Source organism: Pontivivens insulae, assembly GCF_900302495.1.
Classification (GTDB): Bacteria; Pseudomonadota; Alphaproteobacteria; order Rhodobacterales; family Rhodobacteraceae; genus Pontivivens; species Pontivivens insulae.
Window position 1 is genome coordinate 72,321 of sequence record NZ_OMKW01000003.1, and the last position, 23,343, is coordinate 95,663.

At 61.4% G+C, this 23,343-nt stretch carries 28 protein-coding genes and 1 tRNA gene; 12 read left to right on the top strand and 17 right to left on the bottom strand.

Translation table 11 applies throughout. The annotated features are described in order from the left end of the window. Position 1 precedes the first annotated feature (1 nt). From POI8812_RS10835 to POI8812_RS10860, 6 genes are all read right to left on the bottom strand, one after another. A complete protein-coding gene (locus POI8812_RS10835; protein ID WP_108782620.1) occupies positions 2 to 622 on the bottom strand; it encodes a YdcF family protein in 621 nt (206 codons plus the stop codon). Further along, the gene (locus tag POI8812_RS10840; RefSeq protein ID WP_108782621.1) at positions 623 to 2,263 is read right to left on the bottom strand and encodes an AMP-binding protein; all 1,641 of its coding nucleotides are present in this window, start codon (positions 2,261 to 2,263) and stop codon (positions 623 to 625) included. A 63-nt stretch (positions 2,264 to 2,326) separates the two neighbouring features. After that, positions 2,327 to 2,845 (bottom strand): GNAT family N-acetyltransferase, encoded by a 519-nt coding sequence (locus POI8812_RS10845; protein WP_108782622.1) that lies wholly within the window; start codon positions 2,843 to 2,845, stop codon positions 2,327 to 2,329. Further along, positions 2,842 to 3,669, bottom strand: coding sequence for a penicillin-binding transpeptidase domain-containing protein (locus POI8812_RS10850; RefSeq protein WP_108782623.1), 828 nt, complete (start codon positions 3,667 to 3,669; stop codon positions 2,842 to 2,844). Before POI8812_RS10850 ends, POI8812_RS10845 begins: the two co-directional genes overlap by 4 nt. Beyond that, positions 3,666 to 4,283, bottom strand: a complete 618-nt coding sequence (locus POI8812_RS10855; protein WP_162844891.1) for a glutathione S-transferase family protein — start codon at positions 4,281 to 4,283, stop codon at positions 3,666 to 3,668. The genes POI8812_RS10850 and POI8812_RS10855 overlap by 4 nt, the downstream gene beginning before the upstream one ends. A 184-nt stretch (positions 4,284 to 4,467) precedes the next feature. Then, on the bottom strand, positions 4,468 to 4,854 hold the full coding sequence (locus POI8812_RS10860; RefSeq protein ID WP_146186159.1) for a hypothetical protein: 387 nt from the start codon (positions 4,852 to 4,854) through the stop codon (positions 4,468 to 4,470). Between the two features lie 96 nt (positions 4,855 to 4,950). Between POI8812_RS10860 and moaA the strand changes: the two genes are divergently transcribed. Both moaA and POI8812_RS10870 read left to right on the top strand, forming a co-directional pair. Continuing rightward, a complete protein-coding gene (moaA, locus tag POI8812_RS10865) occupies positions 4,951 to 5,958 on the top strand; it encodes a GTP 3',8-cyclase MoaA (protein ID WP_108782626.1) in 1,008 nt (335 codons plus the stop codon). After that, positions 5,955 to 6,896, top strand: coding sequence for a phosphotransferase (locus tag POI8812_RS10870; RefSeq protein ID WP_108782627.1), 942 nt, complete (start codon positions 5,955 to 5,957; stop codon positions 6,894 to 6,896). The genes moaA and POI8812_RS10870 overlap by 4 nt, the downstream gene beginning before the upstream one ends. Here the strand turns inward: POI8812_RS10870 and POI8812_RS10875 are convergent. Then, positions 6,893 to 7,801, bottom strand: coding sequence for an alpha/beta hydrolase (locus POI8812_RS10875; protein WP_108782628.1), 909 nt, complete (start codon positions 7,799 to 7,801; stop codon positions 6,893 to 6,895). The genes POI8812_RS10870 and POI8812_RS10875 overlap by 4 nt on opposite strands. A gap of 44 nt (positions 7,802 to 7,845) precedes the next feature. Next, the gene (locus POI8812_RS10880; RefSeq protein WP_108782629.1) at positions 7,846 to 8,583 is read right to left on the bottom strand and encodes a GNAT family N-acetyltransferase; all 738 of its coding nucleotides are present in this window, start codon (positions 8,581 to 8,583) and stop codon (positions 7,846 to 7,848) included. A 77-nt stretch (positions 8,584 to 8,660) separates the two neighbouring features. On the opposite strand from POI8812_RS10880, the gene msrB reads away from it, so the two are divergent. After that, complete coding sequence (gene msrB, locus POI8812_RS10885) at positions 8,661 to 9,059, top strand: peptide-methionine (R)-S-oxide reductase MsrB (protein WP_108782630.1); 399 nt, start codon at positions 8,661 to 8,663, stop codon at positions 9,057 to 9,059. Positions 9,060 to 9,115: 56 nt separating this feature from the next. Here the strand turns inward: msrB and POI8812_RS10890 are convergent, their stop codons facing one another. Beyond that, positions 9,116 to 9,553 carry an outer membrane protein assembly factor BamE gene (locus tag POI8812_RS10890; protein ID WP_162844892.1) on the bottom strand — a complete coding sequence of 146 codons (438 nt, stop codon included), beginning with the start codon at positions 9,551 to 9,553 and terminating at the stop codon, positions 9,116 to 9,118. A gap of 105 nt (positions 9,554 to 9,658) precedes the next feature. Here POI8812_RS10890 and POI8812_RS10895 point away from each other — a divergent pair, with 105 nt between their 5' ends. Beyond that, positions 9,659 to 10,222, top strand: a complete 564-nt coding sequence (locus tag POI8812_RS10895; protein ID WP_162844893.1) for a YceD family protein — start codon at positions 9,659 to 9,661, stop codon at positions 10,220 to 10,222. Positions 10,223 to 10,238: 16 nt separating this feature from the next. Here POI8812_RS10895 and POI8812_RS10900 read toward each other — a convergent pair whose 3' ends face one another. Further along, on the bottom strand, positions 10,239 to 11,090 hold the full coding sequence (locus POI8812_RS10900) for a LysR family transcriptional regulator (protein WP_108782633.1): 852 nt from the start codon (positions 11,088 to 11,090) through the stop codon (positions 10,239 to 10,241). A 107-nt stretch (positions 11,091 to 11,197) separates the two neighbouring features. Between POI8812_RS10900 and POI8812_RS10905 the strand changes: the two genes are divergently transcribed. Further along, positions 11,198 to 12,754 (top strand): trimethylamine methyltransferase family protein, encoded by a 1,557-nt coding sequence (locus tag POI8812_RS10905; RefSeq protein WP_108782634.1) that lies wholly within the window; start codon positions 11,198 to 11,200, stop codon positions 12,752 to 12,754. 43 nt (positions 12,755 to 12,797) lie between these two features. Here POI8812_RS10905 and POI8812_RS10910 read toward each other — a convergent pair whose 3' ends face one another. After that, the gene (locus POI8812_RS10910) at positions 12,798 to 13,142 is read right to left on the bottom strand and encodes a pentapeptide repeat-containing protein (protein ID WP_108782635.1); all 345 of its coding nucleotides are present in this window, start codon (positions 13,140 to 13,142) and stop codon (positions 12,798 to 12,800) included. Positions 13,143 to 13,351: 209 nt separating this feature from the next. On the opposite strand from POI8812_RS10910, the gene rpmF reads away from it, so the two are divergent. From rpmF to POI8812_RS10945, 7 genes are all read left to right on the top strand, one after another. Next, positions 13,352 to 13,558, top strand: coding sequence for a 50S ribosomal protein L32 (rpmF, locus tag POI8812_RS10915; RefSeq protein ID WP_108782636.1), 207 nt, complete (start codon positions 13,352 to 13,354; stop codon positions 13,556 to 13,558). 69 nt (positions 13,559 to 13,627) lie between these two features. After that, entirely contained in the window at positions 13,628 to 14,689 is a 1,062-nt protein-coding gene (gene plsX / locus POI8812_RS10920; protein ID WP_108782637.1) for a phosphate acyltransferase PlsX, read from the top strand. Positions 14,690 to 14,692: 3 nt separating this feature from the next. Next, positions 14,693 to 15,670, top strand: coding sequence for a beta-ketoacyl-ACP synthase III (locus tag POI8812_RS10925; protein WP_108782638.1), 978 nt, complete (start codon positions 14,693 to 14,695; stop codon positions 15,668 to 15,670). A gap of 104 nt (positions 15,671 to 15,774) precedes the next feature. Continuing rightward, positions 15,775 to 16,077 (top strand): integration host factor subunit alpha, encoded by a 303-nt coding sequence (ihfA, locus tag POI8812_RS10930; protein WP_108782639.1) that lies wholly within the window; start codon positions 15,775 to 15,777, stop codon positions 16,075 to 16,077. 9 nt (positions 16,078 to 16,086) lie between these two features. Continuing rightward, positions 16,087 to 16,641 carry a MerR family transcriptional regulator gene (locus tag POI8812_RS10935; protein ID WP_108782640.1) on the top strand — a complete coding sequence of 185 codons (555 nt, stop codon included), beginning with the start codon at positions 16,087 to 16,089 and terminating at the stop codon, positions 16,639 to 16,641. A 53-nt stretch (positions 16,642 to 16,694) separates the two neighbouring features. Then, a tRNA-Pro gene (locus POI8812_RS10940) sits at positions 16,695 to 16,771 on the top strand. Positions 16,772 to 16,830: 59 nt separating this feature from the next. Continuing rightward, the gene (locus tag POI8812_RS10945; protein WP_108782641.1) at positions 16,831 to 17,913 is read left to right on the top strand and encodes a 2'-deoxycytidine 5'-triphosphate deaminase; all 1,083 of its coding nucleotides are present in this window, start codon (positions 16,831 to 16,833) and stop codon (positions 17,911 to 17,913) included. Between the two features lie 78 nt (positions 17,914 to 17,991). On the opposite strand, the gene POI8812_RS10950 is transcribed toward POI8812_RS10945, so the two are convergent. From POI8812_RS10950 to argS, 6 genes are all read right to left on the bottom strand, one after another. Continuing rightward, positions 17,992 to 18,231 carry a hypothetical protein gene (locus tag POI8812_RS10950; protein ID WP_108782642.1) on the bottom strand — a complete coding sequence of 80 codons (240 nt, stop codon included), beginning with the start codon at positions 18,229 to 18,231 and terminating at the stop codon, positions 17,992 to 17,994. A 15-nt stretch (positions 18,232 to 18,246) separates the two neighbouring features. After that, on the bottom strand, positions 18,247 to 18,873 hold the full coding sequence (gene scpB, locus POI8812_RS10955; RefSeq protein ID WP_108782643.1) for an SMC-Scp complex subunit ScpB: 627 nt from the start codon (positions 18,871 to 18,873) through the stop codon (positions 18,247 to 18,249). Then, positions 18,870 to 19,661, bottom strand: a complete 792-nt coding sequence (locus POI8812_RS10960; protein ID WP_108782644.1) for a segregation and condensation protein A — start codon at positions 19,659 to 19,661, stop codon at positions 18,870 to 18,872. The genes scpB and POI8812_RS10960 overlap by 4 nt, the downstream gene beginning before the upstream one ends. Then, complete coding sequence (locus POI8812_RS10965; RefSeq protein WP_108782645.1) at positions 19,654 to 20,658, bottom strand: glycoside hydrolase family 3 N-terminal domain-containing protein; 1,005 nt, start codon at positions 20,656 to 20,658, stop codon at positions 19,654 to 19,656. Before POI8812_RS10965 ends, POI8812_RS10960 begins: the two co-directional genes overlap by 8 nt. Beyond that, complete coding sequence (locus tag POI8812_RS10970) at positions 20,655 to 21,455, bottom strand: SPOR domain-containing protein (RefSeq protein ID WP_108782646.1); 801 nt, start codon at positions 21,453 to 21,455, stop codon at positions 20,655 to 20,657. The genes POI8812_RS10965 and POI8812_RS10970 overlap by 4 nt, the downstream gene beginning before the upstream one ends. Positions 21,456 to 21,552: 97 nt before the next feature. Continuing rightward, positions 21,553 to 23,286 carry an arginine--tRNA ligase gene (gene argS, locus POI8812_RS10975; RefSeq protein ID WP_108782647.1) on the bottom strand — a complete coding sequence of 578 codons (1,734 nt, stop codon included), beginning with the start codon at positions 23,284 to 23,286 and terminating at the stop codon, positions 21,553 to 21,555. Between the last annotated feature and the right edge of the window lie 57 nt (positions 23,287 to 23,343).

The following is a 23,343-nucleotide window of genomic DNA, read 5'->3' on the forward strand; positions in this document are numbered from 1 at the left end:
TTTAGGTCAGCCACTTTATTCTTTGAGCGCGCGATGCGCCGATGAGCGCGGCACCGTGCCAGAGCAGCATCCGCGCGAGGTTGAGCCACAAGGATAGTGCTTCGCGCATGATCTGCCACAGATGCGCGACCGGTTCACTGCGATGCGCGCTGGGGGCAAAGCCGACAATCTGAAACCCGGCCCAGCGAAACAGGATTGCAGCACGGGCAAGGTGAAATCTGTCCGAGGCCAGGATGATCGGACCACCGCCCAAGGCATCGAATGTGAACAGTGCATTTTGCAGGGTCGTGCGGCTGTGGCCTTCCGTTTTGATCCGATCCGGTAGCAGGCCGAGTTCAACTGCGAAAGGCGCCATCACCTCTGCCTCGGCCCGGCTGTCGCTCAATCCGCCAGTGAACAGGATATTTCGGTCTGCGCCGGCTGCTCTAACGCCGGCCTGCACACGCGCGCGTCCCAGGGGGGTCAACCGGCCAGAGCGCACACCACCGCCCAGAACAACCACGGTGGCGGGTGTCGCGGTCGCAGCCGATGGCAACACCGATCCGATCCAGTAGAGGCAAGAGGCCGTCAACGCAAAGGTGACGAACAATGCAGCGAATGCGATCAGGAGCGTAAACAGCACCTACCCGTCCTCATGAGCCTTCTGGCGCAGATCGCGGCGCAAGATCTTCCCCGTCGCCGTCATTGGGAGGTCATCGACAAAGACAATATCGCGCGGCGCGACATGGGGGCTGATACGCTCACGCACACGGGATTTCAGGCTGTCCGCCTTCCCCGCCGCCTCTGCCCCGTCGCGCAGAACAACGTAGGCGCGCACAGCCTCGGTCCGCACGGCATCGGGCACACCGATCACGCCGGCCATGGTGACGTCCGGATCCCCGTTCAGGCAGTCCTCAATCTCTGACGGACCGATGCGATACCCGCTCGACGTGATCACGTCATCGGTGCGGGCGGAGAAAAAGACGAACCCATCCTCATCCATGCGCGCGATATCGCCGGTTAGCATCCACTCTCCGACAAATTTCTCATCTGTCTTGGCCGGGTTTTGCCAATATTCAAGGAACATCGCGCGATCACCACGGCGCACCGCAATCTCTCCCTCGTCACCGCGCGGAACCTCCTGCCCTTGTGCATCTACAATGGCGACATCGCTGCCGGGCACCGCACGACCGGTCGAGCCGGGACGGGGCGCGTCAAGCGACGCCATATTGCCGAGCACTAGGTTGCACTCGGTCTGGCCATAGAACTCATTGATGGTCGTCCCCAGACGGGCACGACCCCAATCTAGCAGATCGGCGCCCAGCGCCTCGCCACCGCTGCCGACGGAACGGAGGTCCGCCCAGCCGCTGCTCTGACGCATCAGCTTGAGTGCTGTGGGCGGCAGGAAGACATTGCGCACGCTCATTTGCTGCATAAGCCAGAAGGCGTGATCGGGATCAAACTTCGCCATGCGGTGTGCCAGCAGCGGCACGCCATAGGCCAACGCAGGCAACATCACATTGGTCAGCCCGCCCATCCATGCCCAATCCGCCGGTGTCCAGAGGGTATCGCCGGGCTGCGGCAGGCCCTCGTGATGGGTTTCGACGCCGGGCAGATGCCCCATCAGGACGCGGTGCGCATGGAGCGCGCCCTTGGGCGGACCAGTCGTGCCGGAAGTGTAGGAGATAAAGGCCGGATCATCCGGCCCGGTCGCTGCCACCGTGCAAGCATCCGCCGCCTTGCCAAGCTCCTGCCAGAACCCATAGGAGCCTGCCTCCCGCTCATCAATCGAATAGATGAAATCAAGCTCTGGCAGCTTGTCACGGATCGCCGCGATCTTGGGCAAGTTCGCGCGGTCCGTTACGACGACCTTTGCCCCTGCATTGCCCAACCGATAGGCGAGCCCGTCCTCCCCGAACAGGGTGAAGAGCGGCACGACAATCGCTCCCAGCTTGTAGGCGGCGAGGTGGGTCAGGATCGTCTCCGGCGTTTGGGGCAGAAGAACCGCCACTCGGTCCCCCCGCCGGACACCGCGCGCGGCAAATGCGTTCGCCAGGCGTGAGGATGCCCGGCTGAGCTGAATATAGCTGTAGGCGCGCACTTCGTTGTCGGGACGCAGATAGGTCAGCGCGATCCGATCCGGCGCGACCCGCGCCCAGCGCTCGCATGTCTCCTCGGCGATATTATAGCGCTCAGGTTCCGGCCACCGAAACGCGGCCCGTCGCTCTTGCCATGTACCGGTGCGCTGGACGAGCGGCTTAACAAGAGTGTCTGCAAGGCTCATGTCCGGCTTCTCCGAATAGTGACGCGATCTGAACATATGTTCAGATGCGTGGCGGCGTCCATTCTAATCCGCGCGCCGTGGGCGGGTCAGGATGTCGATCGTTACACCTTGCGCCGTGGCGACATGGGAAAACGTGAAGCCGACCGACCGCGCCAGTTTTTGCGAGGGTTCATTGTCAGCGAGGATCATCGCGCTGAACATCTCACGCGGGATGTTGTGATCTGCCCAGCCGAGCGCAGCAGAGACCGCCTCATACGCGATCCCGTTGCCCCTGCCCGCCGGGGCCATGACCCAGCCCATCTCCGCCCCATTGTCCATGCGCGGTTCGATGTCGCGATAGCCGTTCAGGAACCCGACCTCGCCCAGATAGGTGCCGGAGTTTCGGTCGCGAACCGCGAAAAAGCCCCATCCGTCGAGCGCCCATTGCCCGGCATAGCGCAGCAAACGCGCCCGTGCCTCGCTCAGCGTGCATGGCTTGAGGGAGATATTCTCAACCACCAGCGGATCGCACCAGGTGGCATGAATATGCTCCAGATCGTCGGAGCCGTGCCGGTCGAGGATCAGGCGTTGCGTTTCGATCATTCTGAGAGCGCCTGCTCGACCAGTGATAGAGCCGTTGAGCGCCTTAGGTCACGGATACTGTCAAAATCCGGCCCTTCACAATAGAGCGCAAAGACCAGCGGGGCGGGTCGTGCGCCAGCCCAGCCAACATACCAGCCCCCGGCCCCGCCGCCGCGAAACCGCTCGCCAAGACCGGTTTTGCCGTGCAACGGTCGCCCTGCGACCTGTCCATCCACGCTGATCTCATCAAGGATCGCCAGATGTTCTTCCGGCACGTCGAGATAGCCCGCCGTCAGCCGCGCGAGAAAGGCGAGCTGTTCGGTCAGCGACAATTGCAACGTTCCGTCGATCCAGAACCGATTGTTGGCAAAGCCCGCATCGGCATTTCCATAGTCGAAATCACGCATCGCGCGGCGATAGGCGCTGCGCGGCACTTCCCGGCTGATTTGGGTGAAATACCATATGACGGAGTTCTGAAACGCGCTGGCAAGATCGTGATCCTCCAGCCAACTCTCGGGCCAGCCGGGGCGCGCGCGGTCGTGATCTGGATTGCGGCTGCGCATGTGATCAAGTCCGGTGATCGCGCCTTCGCGCAGTCCGATCAACGTGTGCGGGATCTTGAAGGTCGAATAAGGCGCGACGCGGCGGTCGGTACGACTGCCCTCCAACTGCCAGCGCTGGCCGTCAGCCAGCGACAGCGCCAGAAAATCGCACTCTACGCCGTCGGGCAACGGCTCGGGCAAGGTCAGCGTTGTCAGGCCCTGCGCGCGCAGCAGTGTCGGGGTGGCCAAGGCCGCCGCCGCCGCCAACCCGCCAAAGCGGCGGCGGGTCAGCACACCCGTCACGGATTGGGCCGTGTTTCAGGAAAGCACGCAATCGCCTGAGCCGCGATCGTCAGGCGCATCAGACCTGGCAGCGGTCCTGCATCGAGATCAGGGAAGACGATGGCCGCCATCTCGAACGCGCAGATGGTCGCGATGTCCGCGCCACCGGGCCCGTCCTGCCCACTCATCCATCCCTCAGCGGGCACACGGCCGTCCATCTCTACCAGGCCAGAGATGATCTGCCCTTCCAGACGCTCGATCCACGCGGGATAGTGGTAGCTTTCGGGCCGGCGCACCTTGTCATAGACGAGGGCCACAATCTTCTCAGCCGTTGCTGTCGCGTAGGCCATATCCTGCAGCGCCTTGCGGCGTTCCAGCCCCGCAGCGGGGATCAGGTTCTTGCCCTCGGGTGCTGTCTCTTCGAGATAGTCGAAGATGGCCGATGTCTCGACCAGCACATCGCCGTCGTCGAGCACCAGCGCGGGCACGCGGCCCATCGGGTTCACTTTCTTGATTTCGTCCCACTCCGGACCCGACACCAACAGCTGCCGTCGTTCAATGGGGCGGTCCTGCAAGGCACACCAGATTGCCACACGGCGGGCAAAAGGTGACATATCGCGGCCATAGAGAATCATGCGTTTGTCCCAAGATATTTCTGTCACACGTCGGATAGGGCTCTCCAACGCGGTGCAGATCATCTCTGTCCTGACGCACAGGTAAAGCCCTGAGCGCGCAACAATGGCCAAATAGTACGGAAATCAGCCACACTGAGCGATCAATCATGGCAGATCGGCAACATGTTCCCGATCGGAGGTGCCCTCAGAGGCTCGACAAATCATAGTAGACGTCGAGCACCACGAGCCGGGCCTGATCGATCCCCAATGCGCGAAGTGCGTCGAGTGAGATCAGGTCAATCGCACCTTGTTCGAGCGGGCGCAGTTCTACCTGCGCGCTGCGTCCGGTTTCCTGATCGGTGATCCAACCCTGCACCGGACGGCCAATATCAGCCATGGCGACCCAGCGACCGGTCTCCCCCGTAGCGGGCTCCACCAATGTCGATCCAACCGTTCGCCCGGTGACAGGCGAAGGCGCCTCGACAACGGGGGCGCTGGCTGCATTTTGCAAGGACGCCGGAACCGGTGCGACGTTCTGGCCCTCACAGGCTGCGAGCGCAAAAATGCTGATCATAGCTAACCAAAGGCGCATATCGGCTCCCCATTCCACATCTGGATCAAACAGCTTTGATCCGCAGAGCGCAACAGCGGCTTGAAACCCGTTTTCCCCGCCCATACTCTCCGCCCCATGGACCAGAGCATCGCCCCCCTCATAGACCCGTTTGCACGCGCAATTTCGTATTTGCGGGTCAGCGTGACGGATCGGTGCGACTTCCGCTGCACCTATTGCATGTCAGAGAACATGACGTTCCTGCCCAAGGCAGAACTGTTGAGCCTGGAAGAGCTTGATCGCCTGTGCTCTGCCTTTGTTGACCTGGGCGTGAAGAAACTGCGCGTGACAGGTGGGGAGCCGCTGGTGCGTCGCGGGATCATGACCTTTTTCGAAGGAATGGGTCGCCATCTTGCAAGCGGCGCGCTGGATGAACTGACGCTGACCACCAATGGCAGTCAGCTGCGACGCTTTGCCCAACCGCTGGCAGATGCGGGTGTGAAGCGCGTCAATGTCTCGCTCGATACGCTGGATGAAAAGCGCTTTGCCGAAGTGACGCGTTGGGGCCGGTTTGCGCAGGTGATGGACGGTATTGATGCCGCCCTCGACGCGGGCTTGAAGGTCAAGATCAACGCCGTGGCGCTGAAAGGCGTGAATGATGATGAGGCGATCCGCATGGTCGAATGGTGCCATGCCCGCGGCATGGACCTGACCTTTATCGAGGTCATGCCAATGGGCGACGACATCGACCGGCTCGATCAATATTGGTCGCTCAAGGACGTGCGTGCCCATCTGGCCGAACAATTCACGCTGACAGACATCCCGCTCAACACCGGCGGCCCGGCGCGTTATGTCCGGGCGGAAGAGACGGGCGGAAGGATCGGGTTTATCACCCCGCTCAGCCACAATTTTTGCGAAAGCTGCAACCGGGTGCGCCTGACCTGCACGGGCCAGCTCTATATGTGTCTGGGGCAGGACGACGATGCCGATCTGCGCCGGGTGCTGCGCGCAGATCCGTCGGATGCAGGTTTGCACGAGGCGATCCGCGCGGCCATCGCGCGTAAGCCGAAAGGCCACGATTTCGACTATTCCCGCCAGACGGTGAACGGTGAGATGCTGCGCCATATGAGCCATACGGGCGGATGATCCTGAAGCGCCGACGAAAGCAGGCCGCGCTGCGCCACGAAGTGCTGGAGATGTGGCCCGAAGCCGGGCCGTTCGACCAGTTCCAGTTGATGCGGGATCGCGAAGACCGGCAGATGTTTGCAGCAGACGGCCCGCTGGGCCCGGTCATCGGCAATGTGTTCCGCACCCTCAACCCGTCCCAATCCGTGATCAACCATGCCGCGGGCTATCAAAACGTCTTTGACAAGCTCGGCCCGATGCGGGTGCCTGCGATCGTGCATTCAGCGCCTGACCATGGCCTTCTGGTCGTAGCGCGACCTGACGGTACAGATGTGGGCAAGCTGATTGCGCGGCCACAAAAGGACGGGCCTGAGCCCGACGAGGCGATCCGGCTTGCCGCGGGCTGGCTGCGCAAGCTGCACGACTCCGTCCAGAAAAGCCCTGCGCGGATCGGGATGGAGAACCTGCTGCGCCGCCACGCCGCGTGGACCAACGAGGGGCCGCTAAAGGCGGAAATCTATCGCCTCGGCGCGGATCTGGCGGATCTGTTCTTTCATCAGACCAAGTTTCACAAGGATTACTCGGCCCGCAACGTGATCGTCGGCCCGCATGGCGTCATGGCCATCGACCTGCGCCCAACCCTGATCCGGCCACCGCAATTCGACGTCGCGCGATTCCTGCGCACGGCAAGCGGACACCGTCTGTCTCGCCCCTATGAGGGGGAACTGACCCGGATCGGCGTACCGCTCGACGTGTGCAAGGCATTTGACGACGGCTACCGGCGCAACATCGCGCAGGATTCGTTGAGCGAACTGCAACTGCTGATCGAGATGGCGCAGTTTGCCCACGAGATCGAACCAATGAGCCGACTGGAACTCGCCCGACGGTCGCGCCGCAATCCTATGTTCAAAGGTCAGTTGGTTCTGTTGCGCCAGATCGAGGCGGCGCTCAGCCGCTAAAGACGCGCATTCAGAAAGGCGATTTCGCGCTCCTGATACGCCCGCGCAATCTCCAGCTCGAAGGCATCAAAGGCGTGGATGCCGCCGGGATAGACCGCCAGTTCGGTCCGGTTGCCGGCACCGACCCAGCGGGCCGCCATCATCAGCGTATCGTCGAGAAGCGGATCGAGTGTGCCGATCTGAAACAGGGCTGGTGGCATGTCGGAGAGATCCGCATGAAGTGGGGACGCCGCACGACGCGCCTCGGCTCCCATCTGCATATTCGCGACAAACCACTTTATGGTTGGCGTCGACAGGACTAGCTGACGGCCCCCCCACAGCGCAGCACTTGGCGTAAGGTCAAGATCGAAGCACCCGTAGTTCAGGATGACCCCGTCGACCTTGATGCCACGATCCCGCAGGGCAAGCGCGGTGAGCGCCGAAAGGTGCCCGCCTGCACTTTCTCCACCGATGAACAAGGGGCCGGGACGCTCTGCCGCCCAAAGGGCCGCAGCAAGGCAATCATCAAAACAGGCAGGCCATGGATTCTCAGGCGCGAGGCGGTATTCGACCGCTGCAACCTCCAGACCCGTTGCCTCGGCCAAGGCATGATTGCGGGTGTCGTAGTGCCACGGGCGCCCGAGTGTCCAGCCGCCGCCGTGAATGTGCAAATAGGTCCCGCGGCCACGCCCCTCGGCCAGACGCACACGGCCGTTTGGGATGTCTTCCCACCGACAGTCCTCATGCGGTCCTTGCAGCGGGAAAATGCCACGTCCCTCGTCACGCGCCTTGCGCGTCAGCACCGGGTCAACCTTGTGTGCCGGGGGCAGGTTTGCCGTCTCTTCCTCAAACCGGTCGATGAAGGCGCGGGTTTCCTGAGAGATGGCATCCGCACGAAACAGGGCCGGGTCGAGGGTGAAGGACATCGGGACATCTCCAATTCTGGTCGACGCCACGCTAGCGCGCCGACCTATTGGGCGGAAGCCCTCAACAGCCGGGCCCGTGCGGGGGGAATGCCTTTGATCTCAAGCCCCGTGAAAACGTGCATCGTGTTCAGGTCCCGATCCACCACCGCGTGATCCGAAACCCACCCCCCCATCACCAGATAGGTGCGCAAGAGCGGCGGCATCCCTGTCATCGCAGCCTTCAAGTCGGGTTTGCGCGCGCCCAGCCGCCGGGCAAAATCGAAGATCGCGGGCGCTTTAACCCGTGGCAGCCAGCGTTTGGGCGCAAGATGTTTTTGATTGAGCAGTGCGAACGCATCCATATAGCTGTCCGCCTCGGTGCCGTGGAAGGACGAGCAGCCAAAGAGCATCTCCACATCATTCGCATCGACATAGCGGACCATGGCCCCCCACGCGATGCGCAGAATGTCCGGGTCGCGGTAATCGGGGTGAATGCAAAAGCGCCCCATCTCAACCATCGCACCGGGATAATCCGCAAGGGCCGAAAGCTCGTAATATTGGGCCGAATAGCTCTGAGCGATCGCTGCGCCATTCTCAAGCGGAAGCATTCGATAGCAGCAGACGAGCGTGCCATCGCGCGTGTCTTCCACCAGAACATGGGTGCAGCGCGCGTCGAAATCATCTGCATCAACACCGGCCGCATCGCCGCGAAAGGTGAGCGCGCGCAGGCTTTGTGCGCGGGCGACATCTTCTGCGCTCACGCCAACTCGCGCGGCATATCGACCTCGTGAAAACAGTGGCATGGCGACCTCCCGGTGCTGACCCTATATCTGTTATCAAAAGGGGCACGCGCCCGATAATTTCAAGCAGAAGGATCGTCATGCACGAAAAATTCACAAAATCCGAAGCGGAGTGGAAAGAGCAACTCGACGCCCTGGAATTCAAGGTGCTGCGCAAAAAGGGGACGGAGCGTGCGGGCACGCATGACAACTTCCCCAAAGAGCCAGGCACATTCATGTGCAAGGGCTGCGGGGCACCGCTCTTCGAGCAATCCGCAAAGTTTGAAAGCGGAACAGGCTGGCCGAGCTTTTTCCAACCCATCGAACCGGAAGCCGTGGAAGAACATGACGACCGCTCGTTTTTCATGCGGCGCACGGAAGTGGTCTGCGCTCGCTGCGACGGCCATCTGGGGCATGTCTTCCCGGACGGGCCACAGCCAACAGGCCTGCGCTATTGCATGAACGGTGTCGCACTCAGCTTCGAGCCTGAAAGCGACTGAACCCGAACTGAGTGAAATCGAAAGGCCGGGCGGATCAGGCCCGGCCTTTTTTGCGATCAGTTGCCGACCAGCCCTGCGGGGTTGAACAGGCCACCCAGGATCTGGTCGATGACGGTGAGTTCGTCGCCGAAGGTCTCTGTCACGCGGGTGACCAGCGGCACCGCGCGGCCATCCTGAAGGCCGTAGACAGTCACATCCCGCACGACATCATTCTCATCGAATTGCACGGCCACCACGCGACGGTCGACCAGCTCGGGCGCTTCGTAAAGATAGGTCGAGGTGGTGGAGGACACGTAGTACCACGCATCATCTTCCAGAACGCCCAGATCGCTGGGGCGACCCAACGCGCCGCCGACCGTCTGCTTTGTGGACTGGCCGACGACAATATCATCCAACTCGCTGTCGGGCGGGGCATAGCCATGGGACTGGAGCGTCGGCGCACAGGCTGCAAGCCCGGTGGCGATCATCAGAGCTGGAATGGCCTTGCGTGTCATCGTTTGCGTCCCCGTCGGCGTTTCGCACTTGTCACGGTTTGGTAGCCCGCCCATCTTGTCATGACAAGGAATGACCGCACGGTTCGTGCAATGACGGAGGGTTTCATGGCTGGCAAGGGTGATGGTGGGGCGAAGACGGCGCTTGAATTCTCACGCCCCCGCATGAGCCATATCCTGATCCGTGAGCGCGACCACAAATTCGATGAAAGTGCGGATGCGCAAGAACAGGCCGCGCTTGCCGATCTTTTCGGTGCGATTTCCGTCGACAAATTCCGCTTTGCAGGCACCGTGACCGTCACGCCGGAAGAGGGTCTGATCCTGAACGCGCGTGTGCAGGCCACGGTGATCCAGCGCTGTGTTGTGTCTCTCCAACCCGTTCCGGCCAAAATTGATGAGCGGGTCCGACGCTATTATGACCCCGCACTCGACCCGGAGCAGGTCGATTTTTCCGCGGATGAGGATGAAGAGGTGGAGGCCCTGCCCCGCACGCTCGACCTTGGCCTTGTCGCGATTGAGGCGGCTGCGCTGGCCCTGCCCCCCTACCCGCGCGCAGAAGGGGCAGAAATTGCGCAGGCCGACGACGAGGTGCCAGAGGACGACGCGGAAGAGCGCAAACCTTTTGCCGCCCTCGCCGCGCTGCGCCAAAAGATGGGTGACGGTGAAAGCTGATCCGTACTTTCGGGCACTAGCTGAGCGTTCTGAGTGAGATCGAATGCCGAAGCGCCTCAAGCGCCAGAACGATATTGGGCTTGTGGCTTTGCCGGATATGCACCGCCGAAAAGACCGGCTGCGTGATGACCGGCGCGTCTTCGACCAGTTTCAAGTCGGTTCGGCTCAAAGCCATCCGCCGTGGCAAATAGGTCGTGCCCCCTGAGCGGGCCAGAAAATCGAGCGCCAGTTCCTCGTTCCCCGCCCAGATCGTACCGTTGGACAGGTCCGGCAGCAGGGCGGCGTGCTGGCGGATGAAGCTCTTGGTATATCCATTGTTGATGTAACTTTGCTGGCGCACATCTGCCAGTTGCGGCCCATGGGTTGAGACCATTACAAAGGCGGCCTCCCCCTCCTGCTTGATCTGAAGATCCGGCAGATAGCGCGGCGCAAATAGAAGTGCTACATCCACCAATCCGACGGCGAGATCGCGCGTAATCTGTTCGGAATAATCTGCCTGAATGTCGATGGCGAGTTCGGGCTTGCGCGCGCGCAGCGCCAACACCCAATCAACCAGCACAAGCTTGCTGAGGCTGAACTGGCCCGAAAGGTTCAGGATCTCCTCGTAATCCGTGCCAGAGGCGACCGACCGGCGCGCCTGATCCCACGATGTCTTGATCTGACGGGCATGTTCCTCAAAGCGCAGCCCCGTCGACGTTGGCGTGGCACCCGATTGCCCACGCTCGAACAATGTCGCGCCAAGATCCGATTCCAGCTTGCGGATCCGCCCGCTGACACTCGATTGCGAAATGTCGAGCCGGGCCGCGGTCTGGTTGAAATTCCGCGTCTCAAGCACATCGAGAAATGTTTCGAGAAGAACGATATCCATATGCGCAGCTTTACCGATTGTACTCCCCCATACAATCGATTGTTACAGGGTCAGCCGTCAGCTACGCATTTTGCATAAGATTGCAAAACCGCACCAAGAGGCCCGCCATGAACGACGAAACGCCAGCCCGACGGCCACGACGCGGCGGGGGCCGCAATGCGCGGGTCGCCCTTCGTAGCGCACCGTTGGAAGATGCCGCCCGCCCGGTCCGCGCCGGCCTGTCCGGTGGTAAATACCGTGCGTTGACCGACGCTGAGGTTCTGAGGATTCACGAAGCGGCGCTGACCCTGCTGGAAGAGGTCGGAATGGCCTTGGCACCCGACAGTGGTGTCGCGTTGATGACCGCCTATGGCGCAATCTACAGTGAAGAGGACAAGCGCCTGCGCTATCCCCGCGAGGTCGTTGAGCGCGCGCTGAAGCAAGCGCAGAAACAGGTGACACTGTTCGCACGGGATCCCAAACACGATCTCGACCTGTCGGGCACGCGCGTCCACTACGGAACGGCGGGTGCGGCGGTCCACCTCGCGGATGCGGAGATAGGTGAATATCCCGAAAGCACGCTGGCCGACCTTTATAATGCCGCGAAGATCACCGATCAGCTCGACAACGTGCATTTCTTCCAGCGCTGCATGGTCGCGCGCGACGTGCTCGACAATCGGGAAATGGATCTCAACACGCTCTATGCCTGTGTTTCGGGCACCAGCAAGCATATCGGCACATCTTTCACCGAGCCTGCCTTTGCCGCAGACGGTTTAGAGATGCTGCACATCATTGCCGGTGGCGAAGACGCGTGGCGCGCGCGCCCCTTCGTGCTGAACACCAATTGTTTTGTCGTGCCACCGATGAAATTCGCAACCGAGTCCTGCGAAGTCATGGAGGTTTGCGTGCGCGGTGGGATGCCGGTCTTGCTGCTCTCGGCCGGGATGGCCGGGGCAACAGCGCCCGCGCCACTCGCCGCAGTCATCGCACAGGCGGTTGCGGAGTGTTTGGCAGGCCTTGTCTATGTTCAGGCGATCAAGCCGGGTGCGCCCGCGGTCATGGGCACATGGCCCTTCGTCGTGGACCTGCGCACCGGTGCGATGAGCTCAGGCTCTGCCGAGCAAGCCCTGCTGTCGGCGGCTTGTGCCCAGATGGGGCAGTTCTATGACCTGCCGACGGGCGCACCGGGCGGGATGAGTGATGCCAAGTTCCCCGATGCACAATCGGGCGCAGAGCACGCGATGGCCAGCACCATGGCCGGGCTGGCCGGGCTGAACATGGTCTATGAGGCGGCGGGGATGTATTCGTCGCTGCTCGGGTTCTCCCTCGAAGGGCTGATTCTTGATGATGATGTGCTGGGGCAATGTATGCGCTGCGTGCGCGGCATCGAAGTCACGGAGGACAACCTGAACCTCGACCTGATCAAGTCCGTCTGCCTCGACGGTCCGGGGCACTATCTGGGGGCAGATCAGACGCTTGGTATGATGCAGACTGAATATTTCTATCCACAGCACAGCGATCGCATGTCCCCAAAGGAATGGGACGAAAAGAACCGTCCGCAACTGCTGCAAAAGGCAATCGACCGCAAACACGACATCCTGTCGAAACCCGGCTGGTCGCGCCTCTCACCTGAGATTGATGCGGCGGTCCGTGCCCGCTTCAACATCCATCTCAACGAAATCTGATCGCAACCACTTGCGGCGAGCGTTACCGCGCGTGCCGCAAGTGTCAGTCCTGGCGGGCCTCATAAGCAGCCAGCAGATCGGTTACGAGGATGCCGTCGATCCGCATCCCCGACAGATTCGCATCCGTAATCGTGGCGTTAGTGAAATTGATATTGTTGAACCGGGCGCCCGACAGGTTGACGTTCTCGTAAGTGGCTTCCGCCAGATTGACGTCGTCAAAGCGGCAGCCCTGAAGATTGCTTTCCTCAACCGATGCATTGCGCATCAGCGTCCACAAACGCGCATCATCCAGCTTCACCCCGTCGAAATGCGCACCGGTCATATCGGCACGCTCGAAATGCGTACCCTGCAGCTGTTTTCCATTGAAAGGATTGGCATTTTCGGTCATGTGCTCTCTCACCTGAGGATGGGTGCGGGATTGCTCCCGCATCTGCCGTGAGACTAGCACAGAATCCCCTTGCACAACGCCGTGCAATGCGTATTTTGCCGCTCTCATTCAGATACGGTGTTCGGACCGCACGTCGACGTGCGTTTTCGCCTGCCGGACACGAGATAGCGAAGCCGGGGGAGAGACCTCCGAAGAACCGAGGTTGAGACATGGCAGTCCCAAAGAGCAAGATCACCCCGTCCAAGCGCGGTATGCGTCGTGCACATGACGCCCTGGTGGCAGCGAACCCGAACGAGTGCTCCAACTGTGGCGAACTGCGCCGCCCGCACCACGTTTGCCCGTCCTGCGGCCACTATGCCGATAAAGAAATCGTGGCGATGGTCGATGATATCGACCTAGACGAAGACGCAGCGTAACGTTAGCTCATAGACCTACCCAAACAGGGTGCGCCAAAGCAGCGCGCCTGGCAGGAGGCAGAGCAAGACATGTCACGCGACATCGTCATATCAATAGACGCGATGGGCGGGGATACCGGCCCATCTGCTGTTGTTGGCGGCATGGTGAAGTCCGCCCGCAAGAACAATGAAATCCGCTATATCGTCCATGGGGACGAGGCGGTGCTTCGCCCTCTCATCGAAAAACGCCGTGAACTGATCGACATTACCGAGATTAGACACGCTGATGATGTCATCCCGATGACGGAAAAGCCGTCACATGCGATGCGCCATGGCAAGAACAGCTCCATGTGGGCCACGCTGCAAACGGTTGAAAAAGGCGATGCCGCCGCAGCCGTGTCCTGCGGGAACACGGGCGCACTGATGGCGATCTCTATGCTGCGCTTGCGCAAGGCACCGGGCGTGGATCGCCCCGCAATCGCGGTCCTTTGGCCAAACAAGGGCGGGGATGCCCCCCATAACATCGTTCTCGACGTCGGCGCGGACATTAAGGCTGAGGCCAAGGACCTCGTCCAATATGCCATCATGGGCGCTGTCTATGCCCGGCAGGGGCTAGAGCTTGCCCGGCCCAAGGTCGGCCTGCTCAATGTCGGCACAGAAGATCACAAGGGCCGCGCCGCCTTGCAAGAGGCCGCCCGCGCGCTCGAAGAGCTCGCCAAGGATCCCGAAGCTAAGATTGAGTTTGTGGGCTTTGTCGAGGGCAGCGACATGGCCTCGGAAGATGTCGACGTCATCGTGACCGATGGGTTCACAGGCAATGTCGCGCTCAAAACTGCCGAAGGCACAGCACAGCAGATTCGCGGCTTCCTGAGGGAAGCGATGGAGCATACGATCTTCAGCAGGATCGGCGCGCTGTTTGCGTTGACCTCCCTGCGCCGCCTGCAAAAACGCCTCGACCCCCGCCGGGTCAACGGAGGGGTCTTTTTGGGGCTGAATGGCGCAGTTGTGAAATCTCACGGCTCTGCCGATGCCACCGGCGTGTCCGCCGCAATCAAACTGGCCTTCCGGCTGGCCAAGTCGGGATTCACCGAATCCGTGACCAAGCGCGTCGCAGAGCACGCGACCAAAGCACAATCCGAATCTGAAAGCTGAACCATGACTGTCATACGCGCTGTCCCCATCGGAACCGGTCACTATCTGCCGGAACGCGTTGTAGAGAATGCATGGTTCACCGAAAGGCTCGAAACCACGGATGAGTGGATTCGCACCCGGTCAGGCATCGAACGACGTCATTTCGCGGCAGAGGGTCAGAAGACATCTGATCTTGCCATAGAGGCCGCGCGCGCCGCCCTCGCCGATACCGGCCTGCAAGGCTCAGATATTGATGCGATTGTGCTGGCGACAGCGACACCGGATCAGACCTTTCCCTCCACCGCGACCCGGGTTCAGCATGCGATTGGCATGACTTCGGGCTATGCCTTTGACCTGCAGGCGGTCTGCGCCGGTTTCATCTTTGCGCTGGCCAATGCCAATGCATTGATCGTGTCTGGTCAGGCGCGGCGCGTGATGGTGATTGGGGCAGAGACCTTCTCGCGCATTCTCGACTGGGAAGATCGCGCGACCTGCGTCCTGTTCGGCGACGGCGCCGGGGCACTGATTCTCGAAGCGCGCGAAGGTGAGGGCACCTCGACCGATCAGGGGATTCTCTCAACGGACCTGCATTCGGACGGACAGTTCAATGACCTGCTCTATGTCGATGGCGGGGTCTCCTCGACCGGGACAGTCGGCGTTCTGAAGATGCAGGGCCGAGAGGTCTTCAAGCATGCCGTCAGCAAGTTGACCGCAGCAGGTCACGCCGCAATGGAAAAGGCTGGCGTCACCTCCGACGAGGTATCGGCGGTTGTCCCACATCAGGCGAATCTTCGTATTATCAAGGCAGTGGCCCAGAAGATGAACCTGACAGATGACCGTATCGTCATCACCGTACAGGACCATGGCAACACGTCTGCCGCCTCTATCCCGCTCGCCATGTCCGTCGCACGCACATCGGGCCGGGTGAAGGCAGGCGATCTGGTCTTGATGGAAGCGATCGGCGGTGGTCTGGCCTGGGGGGCCGCCTTGATGCGTTGGTGACAAACCGCACCAAAATCGCCTGCCAAGTCGTTGTTATTGACTCTCTTTCGCGAGTCCCGATACGGTCCTGAGAGTGTCTAACACCGGACAGGATTGGAATCGACATGGGCGAAAAGACCCTGACACGAATGGACCTGAGTGAAGCGGTTTATCGTGAAGTCGGACTCAGCCGGAATGAAAGCGCAGAGCTGGTTGAAGATGTGCTAAAGCATATCTCTGACGCGCTCGTCGCTGGGGAAAGCGTGAAAATTTCCTCCTTCGGTACCTTCTCTGTCCGGGACAAGAATGCCCGTGTCGGGCGCAATCCCAAGACTGGTGAGGAAGTCCCGATTGAGCCGCGCCGCGTGCTGACATTCCGCCCGTCCCACCTGATGAAAGACCGCGTGGACGCTGGCAACAAGTCCTGAGTCTGACCAATGGAAAAGTCACCACAGGCCTTTCGTACGATTTCGGAAGTTTCCGAGGTCGTCGGTGTCCCAGCGCATGTTCTGCGGTTCTGGGAAGGCAAGTTTGCGCAGATCAAACCGGTCAAACGGGGTGGCGGACGACGCTATTACCGTCCCCAGGATGTCGAACTGATCACCGCGATCCGTGAACTGCTCTACACTGACGGACTGACGATCCGCGGCGTGCAAAAGCTGTTCAAGGAGCATGGCGTGAAGCACGTCGTTGCGCGCCACGGCATTGCCCCTGCCCCAATGGCTCCTACCGACGATGATGATCAGACCGACGCGGCCCAGCTGGACGCAGGGGCCGCGGAAGAGGATGACGACCTGTGGAACGACGTGCCCGATGCCGGGCTGATCGCCCCAATGGAAGAGGCTGCACCGATGGCAGAGCAGAACACGACACCCGCGCCAACGGCGAAACCTGACCCGGCCCGCGCCGCCGCGATGCGGTCGGTCCTGACCCGGTTAGAGAGCCTGCGCGCACGCATGGCCGCGCACCCGACGCCAGACCTTGCGGATTGAGTGAAATGGCTCTTGAAGCGCCCCGCCAATTCGGGCAAACACCCGCTCACGGTCGGGCTATAGCGCAGCCTGGTAGCGCGTTCGTCTGGGGGACGAAAGGTCGTAGGTTCGAATCCTGCTAGCCCGACCAAGTGATATTCCACGCCGGTGCCCCCAGCACCGGCGTTTTTCATATGAGGCTGTTGGCCCATGACCGATCCAGTTGGCGTTCTGCCCTCTCAGACCCTTTCTGCCATGATTGCGCAGGGCCAGATTCGCGCCGACCGGCCCATCCCGGAGGAGCAGATACAGCCTGCCAGCCTCGATTTGCGTCTGGGGCAAAAGGCCTGGCGCGTCCGGGCCAGCTTCCTGCCCGGTGACGCGACCGTGGCCGAGCGGCTGGACAGCTTCGCCATGCACGACTTTACCCTTGAGGATGGTGCGGTGTTGGAAAAGGGATGCGTCTACCTCGTCCCGCTGATGGAAAGCCTCGACCTGCCAGACACGGTCGATGCAGTCGCCAACGCCAAAAGCTCGACCGGCAGGCTCGATCTCTTCACCCGGCTGATCACCGACCATGGTGAAGAATTCGACCGCATTCCCGCAGGCTATTCCGGCCCCCTCTATGCAGAGATCAGCCCCCGCTCGTTCAGCGTGCTGCTGCGCCCGGGCATGCGCCTCAATCAGGTTCGGTTCCGACGTGGCAAGGCGGAACTGGACGACACCGCCCTAGCAGCACTGCATGGGCAAAGCAGACTGGTCGACGGGGATGCGCATGTCGACGGCGGATTGGGCTTCTCTGTCGATCTCCGCCCCGCTGAGGGCACATTGGTGGGCTATCGCGCCAAGCCCCACACCGCTCTCATCGACCTCGATCAGATCGGCGCCTACCCGGTTGCAGAGTTCTGGGAAGAAGTGCACAGCGACGAAGGCCGCATCATCCTCGATCCCGGTGCATTTTATATTCTGGTAAGCCGTGAAGCCGTTCACGTCCCCCCGGATCACGCCGCGGAAATGGCGCCCTATATCGCGATGGTCGGGGAATTCCGTGTCCACTATGCGGGCTTCTTCGATCCCGGCTTCGGCAATGCAGAGGCTGGCGGCGCCGGATCACGCGGTGTGTTGGAGGTGCGCTGTCACGAGGCCCCATTCGCCCTTGAACACGGCCAGATCGTGGGGCGCCTGGTCTATGAGAAAATGACCGAAACCCCGGAAAAGCTCTACGGGGCGGCAATGGGGTCCAACTATCAGGGACAGGGGCTGAAGCTCTCTAAGCACTTCAAAGCGCCCTAGCCTTCATCTTTAGGCAAATCCCGTCAGCAGCCAAACAGGGCCACCGGCGGGATCAAGTTCAGACTGTTTGTGCGTGCGTCAAGCGTCGCGATCGTTGCGCAACTGTGCCTCGCGCGCGGCAAGCTCACGCTCCCGCTGTTCGAGGGCCAGTTCCCGCTCACGCCGCGCCAGGGCCTCTTCCCGCTCAGCAAGCGGATCGCGCTGCGGTCCGGCCTGCCCGCGCTGGCTCATCATATCCGTGCCTTTGCGCATGGCAGAGTTGATGCCCTGGTTGACGAGTCGGCGCATCACCATGTTCACGATGGAATTCAAGTTCATCTGGCCGTTCCCCTCTTACTCGAACATATCATCTGTATCGTTCTCGACCGGTTCACGCTCATCCGGTGTTCCCGGCAGGGGCCGGTTGTCGAGCAGACCGGCGGCGCGTAGTTCTTTCAAATCGGGCAGGTCGCGTGCGGTTTCAAGCCCGAAATGCGCGAGAAAGGCCTGCGTGGTCGTGAATGTCACAGGCCGGCCCGGGGTCTGGCGACGGCGTCCCAGACGGATCCATTCCAGCTCCATCAACAGATCTATCGTCCCACGGCTGACGGAAACGCCACGAATCTCTTCAATTTCGGCCCGCGTCACCGGCTGGTGATAGGCGATGATCGCCAGTGTCTCGATGGCCGCCCGCGACAATTTCCGGGTCTCCACCGTTTCCTTCTGCATCAGAAATGACAAATCCGCCGCCGTGCGAAACGCCCATTCATCGCCAGAGCGCAGCAAATGAACACCGCGGCCCTGATAACGTTTCTGCAAGCTGGCCAGCGCATGCATCACATCGCACCCATGCGGCAGCCGCGCGGCCAGCGCCGTCGCCTTCAAAGGCTCGGAAGTGGCAAAAAGGATCGCCTCAACCATACGTTCCTGCTCCGCAATCGGCGGTGCTTCGAATAGTGTGTCGAGATCTTCGCGGCTCATGAAAGCGGGTCCGATGTTGTCCTGCGCTTGACCTCAATACGTCCAAACGTGTCGGCCTGCCGCAATTCAAGCGCCCCTTCCTTCACCAGTTCCAACGAGGCCGCAAATGTCGCCGCCGTCGCCGACCGACGCTTCTTGGGATCAAGCCGCCAGGCCTCGGGCAAGTAATCTTCCAGATCTGACCACTCCAGCACGGTCCCGATCAGGCCCTTCATCCGCTCCAGCGCCTGCTCCATTGTATAGAAGGCACCACGCTTCAAATGCAGTGGCTCGAAATCATCCTTCGTCTTTACCCCGGCATAGGCGCGCATCAAGTCGACAAGACTGGCGTCATAAACCACACGCCGCTTGAGGCTCACATCCTCCGGCTCACCCCGGCCAAAAAACTCCCGCCCCAGCTGGTCGCGGGCCATCAGCTTGGCCGCCGCTTTGCGCATCCCCTCAAGCCGTTCCAGCTGAAAGGCCAAATGTGCGGCCAGTTCCTCACCGCTGGGCCCCTCTTCTTCAGGGTCGGGTGGCAACAACAGCCGGGACTTCAGGAAGGCCAGCCACGCCGCCATGACGAGGTAATCCGCCGCGAGTTCGATGCGCAGCCGCTTGGCCGCCTCCACGAAATGCAAGTATTGCTCGGCCAGTTGCAGGATCGAAATCCGACGCAAATCGACCTTCTGCGTCCGGCTGAGCGTGAGAAGGACATCAAGTGGTCCCTCATACCCATCAACATCGACAACCAATGCCTCGGCAGCAATCCGCTCCTGCCGGTCCCGGATCAGAAAATCATCAGGCATGCGCCGTCACTCCTTCCAATCGGTCAAGCTCTGCGCGGGCGGCTTCCATGTCAAACGGCTCGGGCGCGCGTCGGGCGCCAAGTGCCGCATCTGCACGTTCGGCTGCTTTGCCCGAAAGCGCGGGCGTAGCCGAGGCGATGGCCGTCATTTCATCCATGTCGCCATTGCAATGCAGGATCATATCGCAACCTGCCTCAAGGCTTTGCGTCACCCGCGTCTCGAACGCGCCGCCAAGCGCCTTCATCGACAGATCATCTGTCATCAGAAGGCCGTCAAAACCGATCTCCCCCCGGATCAGGTCGATCATCGGGCGCGAAAGAGTTGCGCAGCGATCAGCGTCAATCGCTGAATAGGTCACATGCGCCGTCATCGCCATGGGGCAGTCGGCAAGGGCTGCAAACGGTGCAAAGTCGGTCGCGAGTTCCGTACGACTTGCATCGACGACCGGCAGTTCTTCGTGGCTGTCTGCCAGACCCAATCCATGTCCGGGAATGTGTTTCATGATCGGCAGGACACCGCCCGTCAGGTGGCCGCGCAGGACGGCCCGACCGATTGGAGCCACGGCCTGTAGATCCATGCCATAGCAGCGATTGCGCAGGAAGGCGTGCGTATCGTCCCGCGCCACATCAACCATCGGCGCACAATTCACATCGATCCCCAGATCGAGAAGTTCCGCCGCAATATAGCGATACCGCAGCTCCATCGCGGCAGCCGCCTGGTCCACACCGAGGCCTGCCACGAAATCCAAAGGCGGCAGCCACTCCCGCCAGGGCGCGCGCAGCCGTTGCACCCGCCCGCCCTCCTGATCAATCAGGATCGGGACATTGCGGCCGGTCAGCGCCCGCAACTCTTCTGTCAGTGCACGAATATCCTGCGCATCGCCAAGGTTGCGGTCGAACAGGATGAAGCCCCATGGCTGCACGTCCTGAAAGAAGGCCCGCTCTCGCGCCGTTGGCATGCGGCCCTCAAGGCCAAATATCGCCGCCGATACGCTCATCGCGTCACCGGAATGCAGTCCTGACCCCGGGCAACAAAGGCCGCGCAGGCCGCCCGCGTTTCGGTCAGTCCGTCATATCCAACCGCCCGCAAGCGATAGCGCGTGGTCCCGCCAGAGACGACCGTCTCGATATAACGCTGCTTGCCCGCCATCAGTGAGGGCTGACGACGCACGAGGCCGTTCCACTGCTCGATCGCAATCTCTTCGCTGAGAAACGCGCCAAGCTGGACCATATGGGTGCCCGCCGGGATCGCATTGCCGTCCACCGCGACGGGGGCCTGCGGCTCTCGCACGGCGGTTGTGGTGCGGGAGGCCAGATCAGAGGGCCGCGACCGTGGGATCAGGCTTGCAACAGGGGCATATGGATCCGCCTCGGGATCGGGTTCTGCCGCGACCCCTGTATCCTCACCCCCGTCGCCCAGCGCCTCGGCCAGCAGATCCTCGATCTCCTGCGCCGGATCGGGGGCGATGACGACATCTTCCTGATCGGGGACCATCGGTGCTGGCGCGAGGGCAACGTCCTCCTCCGTCACGACATCCGGCGTGCCTTCAATCAAGGTGTTCACGCTGCGACCCTGATGGGGCACCTGCAATCCGCCCGGCTCTTCAGGCTCTTCGCGGGCCGGACCCGACTGGGCCACGATGACGGGAATCTCGCTGGTGTCCTGCGTACCGGTCTGCCACGTCCACATGGCAAGGCCTATCAGCACGGCCAGGGACGCCAACGCCCCAACAACCCGGCCCACTTTCGTAAGCAAGGAGACCGATTCCACCTGTTCGCTCGCCGTATCCCGCATCGCACATACCCTCTGCCCACACCTTATATGGTGTGTGACGCTGCTCCAACTCCGAAATATCGGCCCTTTGCAGGAGGTTGGCCTGCGGCCCGGTGCGTTATCGCATCTCGTTCAACGGAGTGACGCCAAGGATACCAAGTCCTGCCGCAATCACAAGCTGACAGGCCCGTACAAGGGCCAGCCGTGTGCGGGTTTCCTCAGCATCTTCCTGAATGAAGCGGATGCCCGGCTCATCATTGCCCCGGTTCCACAAGGCGTGGAATTCCGCCGCCAGATCATAGAGGAAAAACGCAATCCGGTGCGGCTCATTCGTGCGGGCCGCCGTCTCCATCGCCCGCGGCCATTCCGCAATTTTCGCCAGCAGCGCCAGCTCCGCAGGATGGGTCAGCTTCGACAGGTCAGCGCCAGACAGGGCCGCATCGTCACACGCGATTTCAGCCTTGCCCAGAACGCTCGCAACCCGCGCATGCGCATATTGCACGTAAAAGACCGGGTTTTCCTTCGACTGCTCCATCGCCTTGTCAAAATCAAAATCCAGCGGCGCGTCATTCTTCCGCGTGAGCATGATGAACCGGGTCACGTCGGGCCCGACCTCATCGACGACGTCACGCAGGGTGATGAACGTCCCTGCCCGCTTCGACATCTTGAACGGCTCACCATTCTTGTAGAGCTTCACCAGCTGGCACAGCTTCACGTCGAGCGGAACCTTGCCGTCCGACAGGGCCGAAACAGCCGCCTTCATCCGCTTCACATAGCCGCCATGATCGGCGCCGAACACGTCGATCAATTGATCAAAGCCACGCTCGATCTTGTCATAGTGATAGGCGATGTCGGGGGCGAAATAGGTCCACGCACCGTCCGATTTCTTCACCGGGCGGTCCACATCATCACCATGATCGGTCGAGCGGAACAGCGTCTGTTCGCGCGCCTCCCAATCCTCAGGCAGCTTGCCCTTGGGCGGCTCCAACGTGCCCTGATAGATCAGACCCTTGTCTTCAAGGGATTGCAGCGCACCCTCGATCCGGCCTGTGCCATAGAGCGACTTTTCGCTGAACCATTTGTCCATCGTCACGCCCAGCGCGCCGAGATCGTCCTTGATCAGATCGAGCATCGCGTCGGTCGCGAATTCCCGCACCTGCAACAGCCACTCGGATTCAGGCCGGTCCACAAGGCTATCGCCGAATTGCGCCTTCAGCGTCTCACCCAGCGGGACAAGGTAATCGCCCGGATAGGTGCCTTCGGGAAATTCGACCTTGTGTCCGTGCGCCTCAAGATAGCGCAGATAGACAGAGCGGGCGAGCACATCGACCTGCGCGCCCCCATCGTTGATGTAATATTCCCGCATGACATCATAGCCCGCAAAGTCGAGCAACCCGGCCAGCGCATCGCCGAACACCGCGCCCCGCGTGTGCCCAACATGCAGCGGCCCGGTCGGGTTGGCGGAGACATATTCCACATTCACCTTGATGCCCGCGCCCATATCCGACCGCCCGAAATCGGTTCCCGCGCTCAGCACGGCTGGCACGATCCGCTGCCACTGCCCCTCGGCCAGCCGCAGGTTGAGAAAGCCGGGACCCGCAACCGTGGCTTCCGCGACGCGCGGATCATCTGCCAGCTTCGCGGCCAGCACATCTGCGATATCGCGGGGCTTCGACTTTGCAGCCTTTGCCAGCACCATTGCGGCATTCGTGGCCATATCCCCATGCGCGGCATCCCGCGGCGGCTCCACCGCCACGTTTCGCATGTCGAGACCGTCGGGCAGGCTGCCCTCTGCCACCATCGCCTCCAGCGAAGTCAGCACCAGCGTCTTGATCTCGGCAAACAGGTTCATCGTCACTCTCCATTGAATGGCGCGGGTTTAGCATCGCGGCGCGAGAGGTCAACGCAG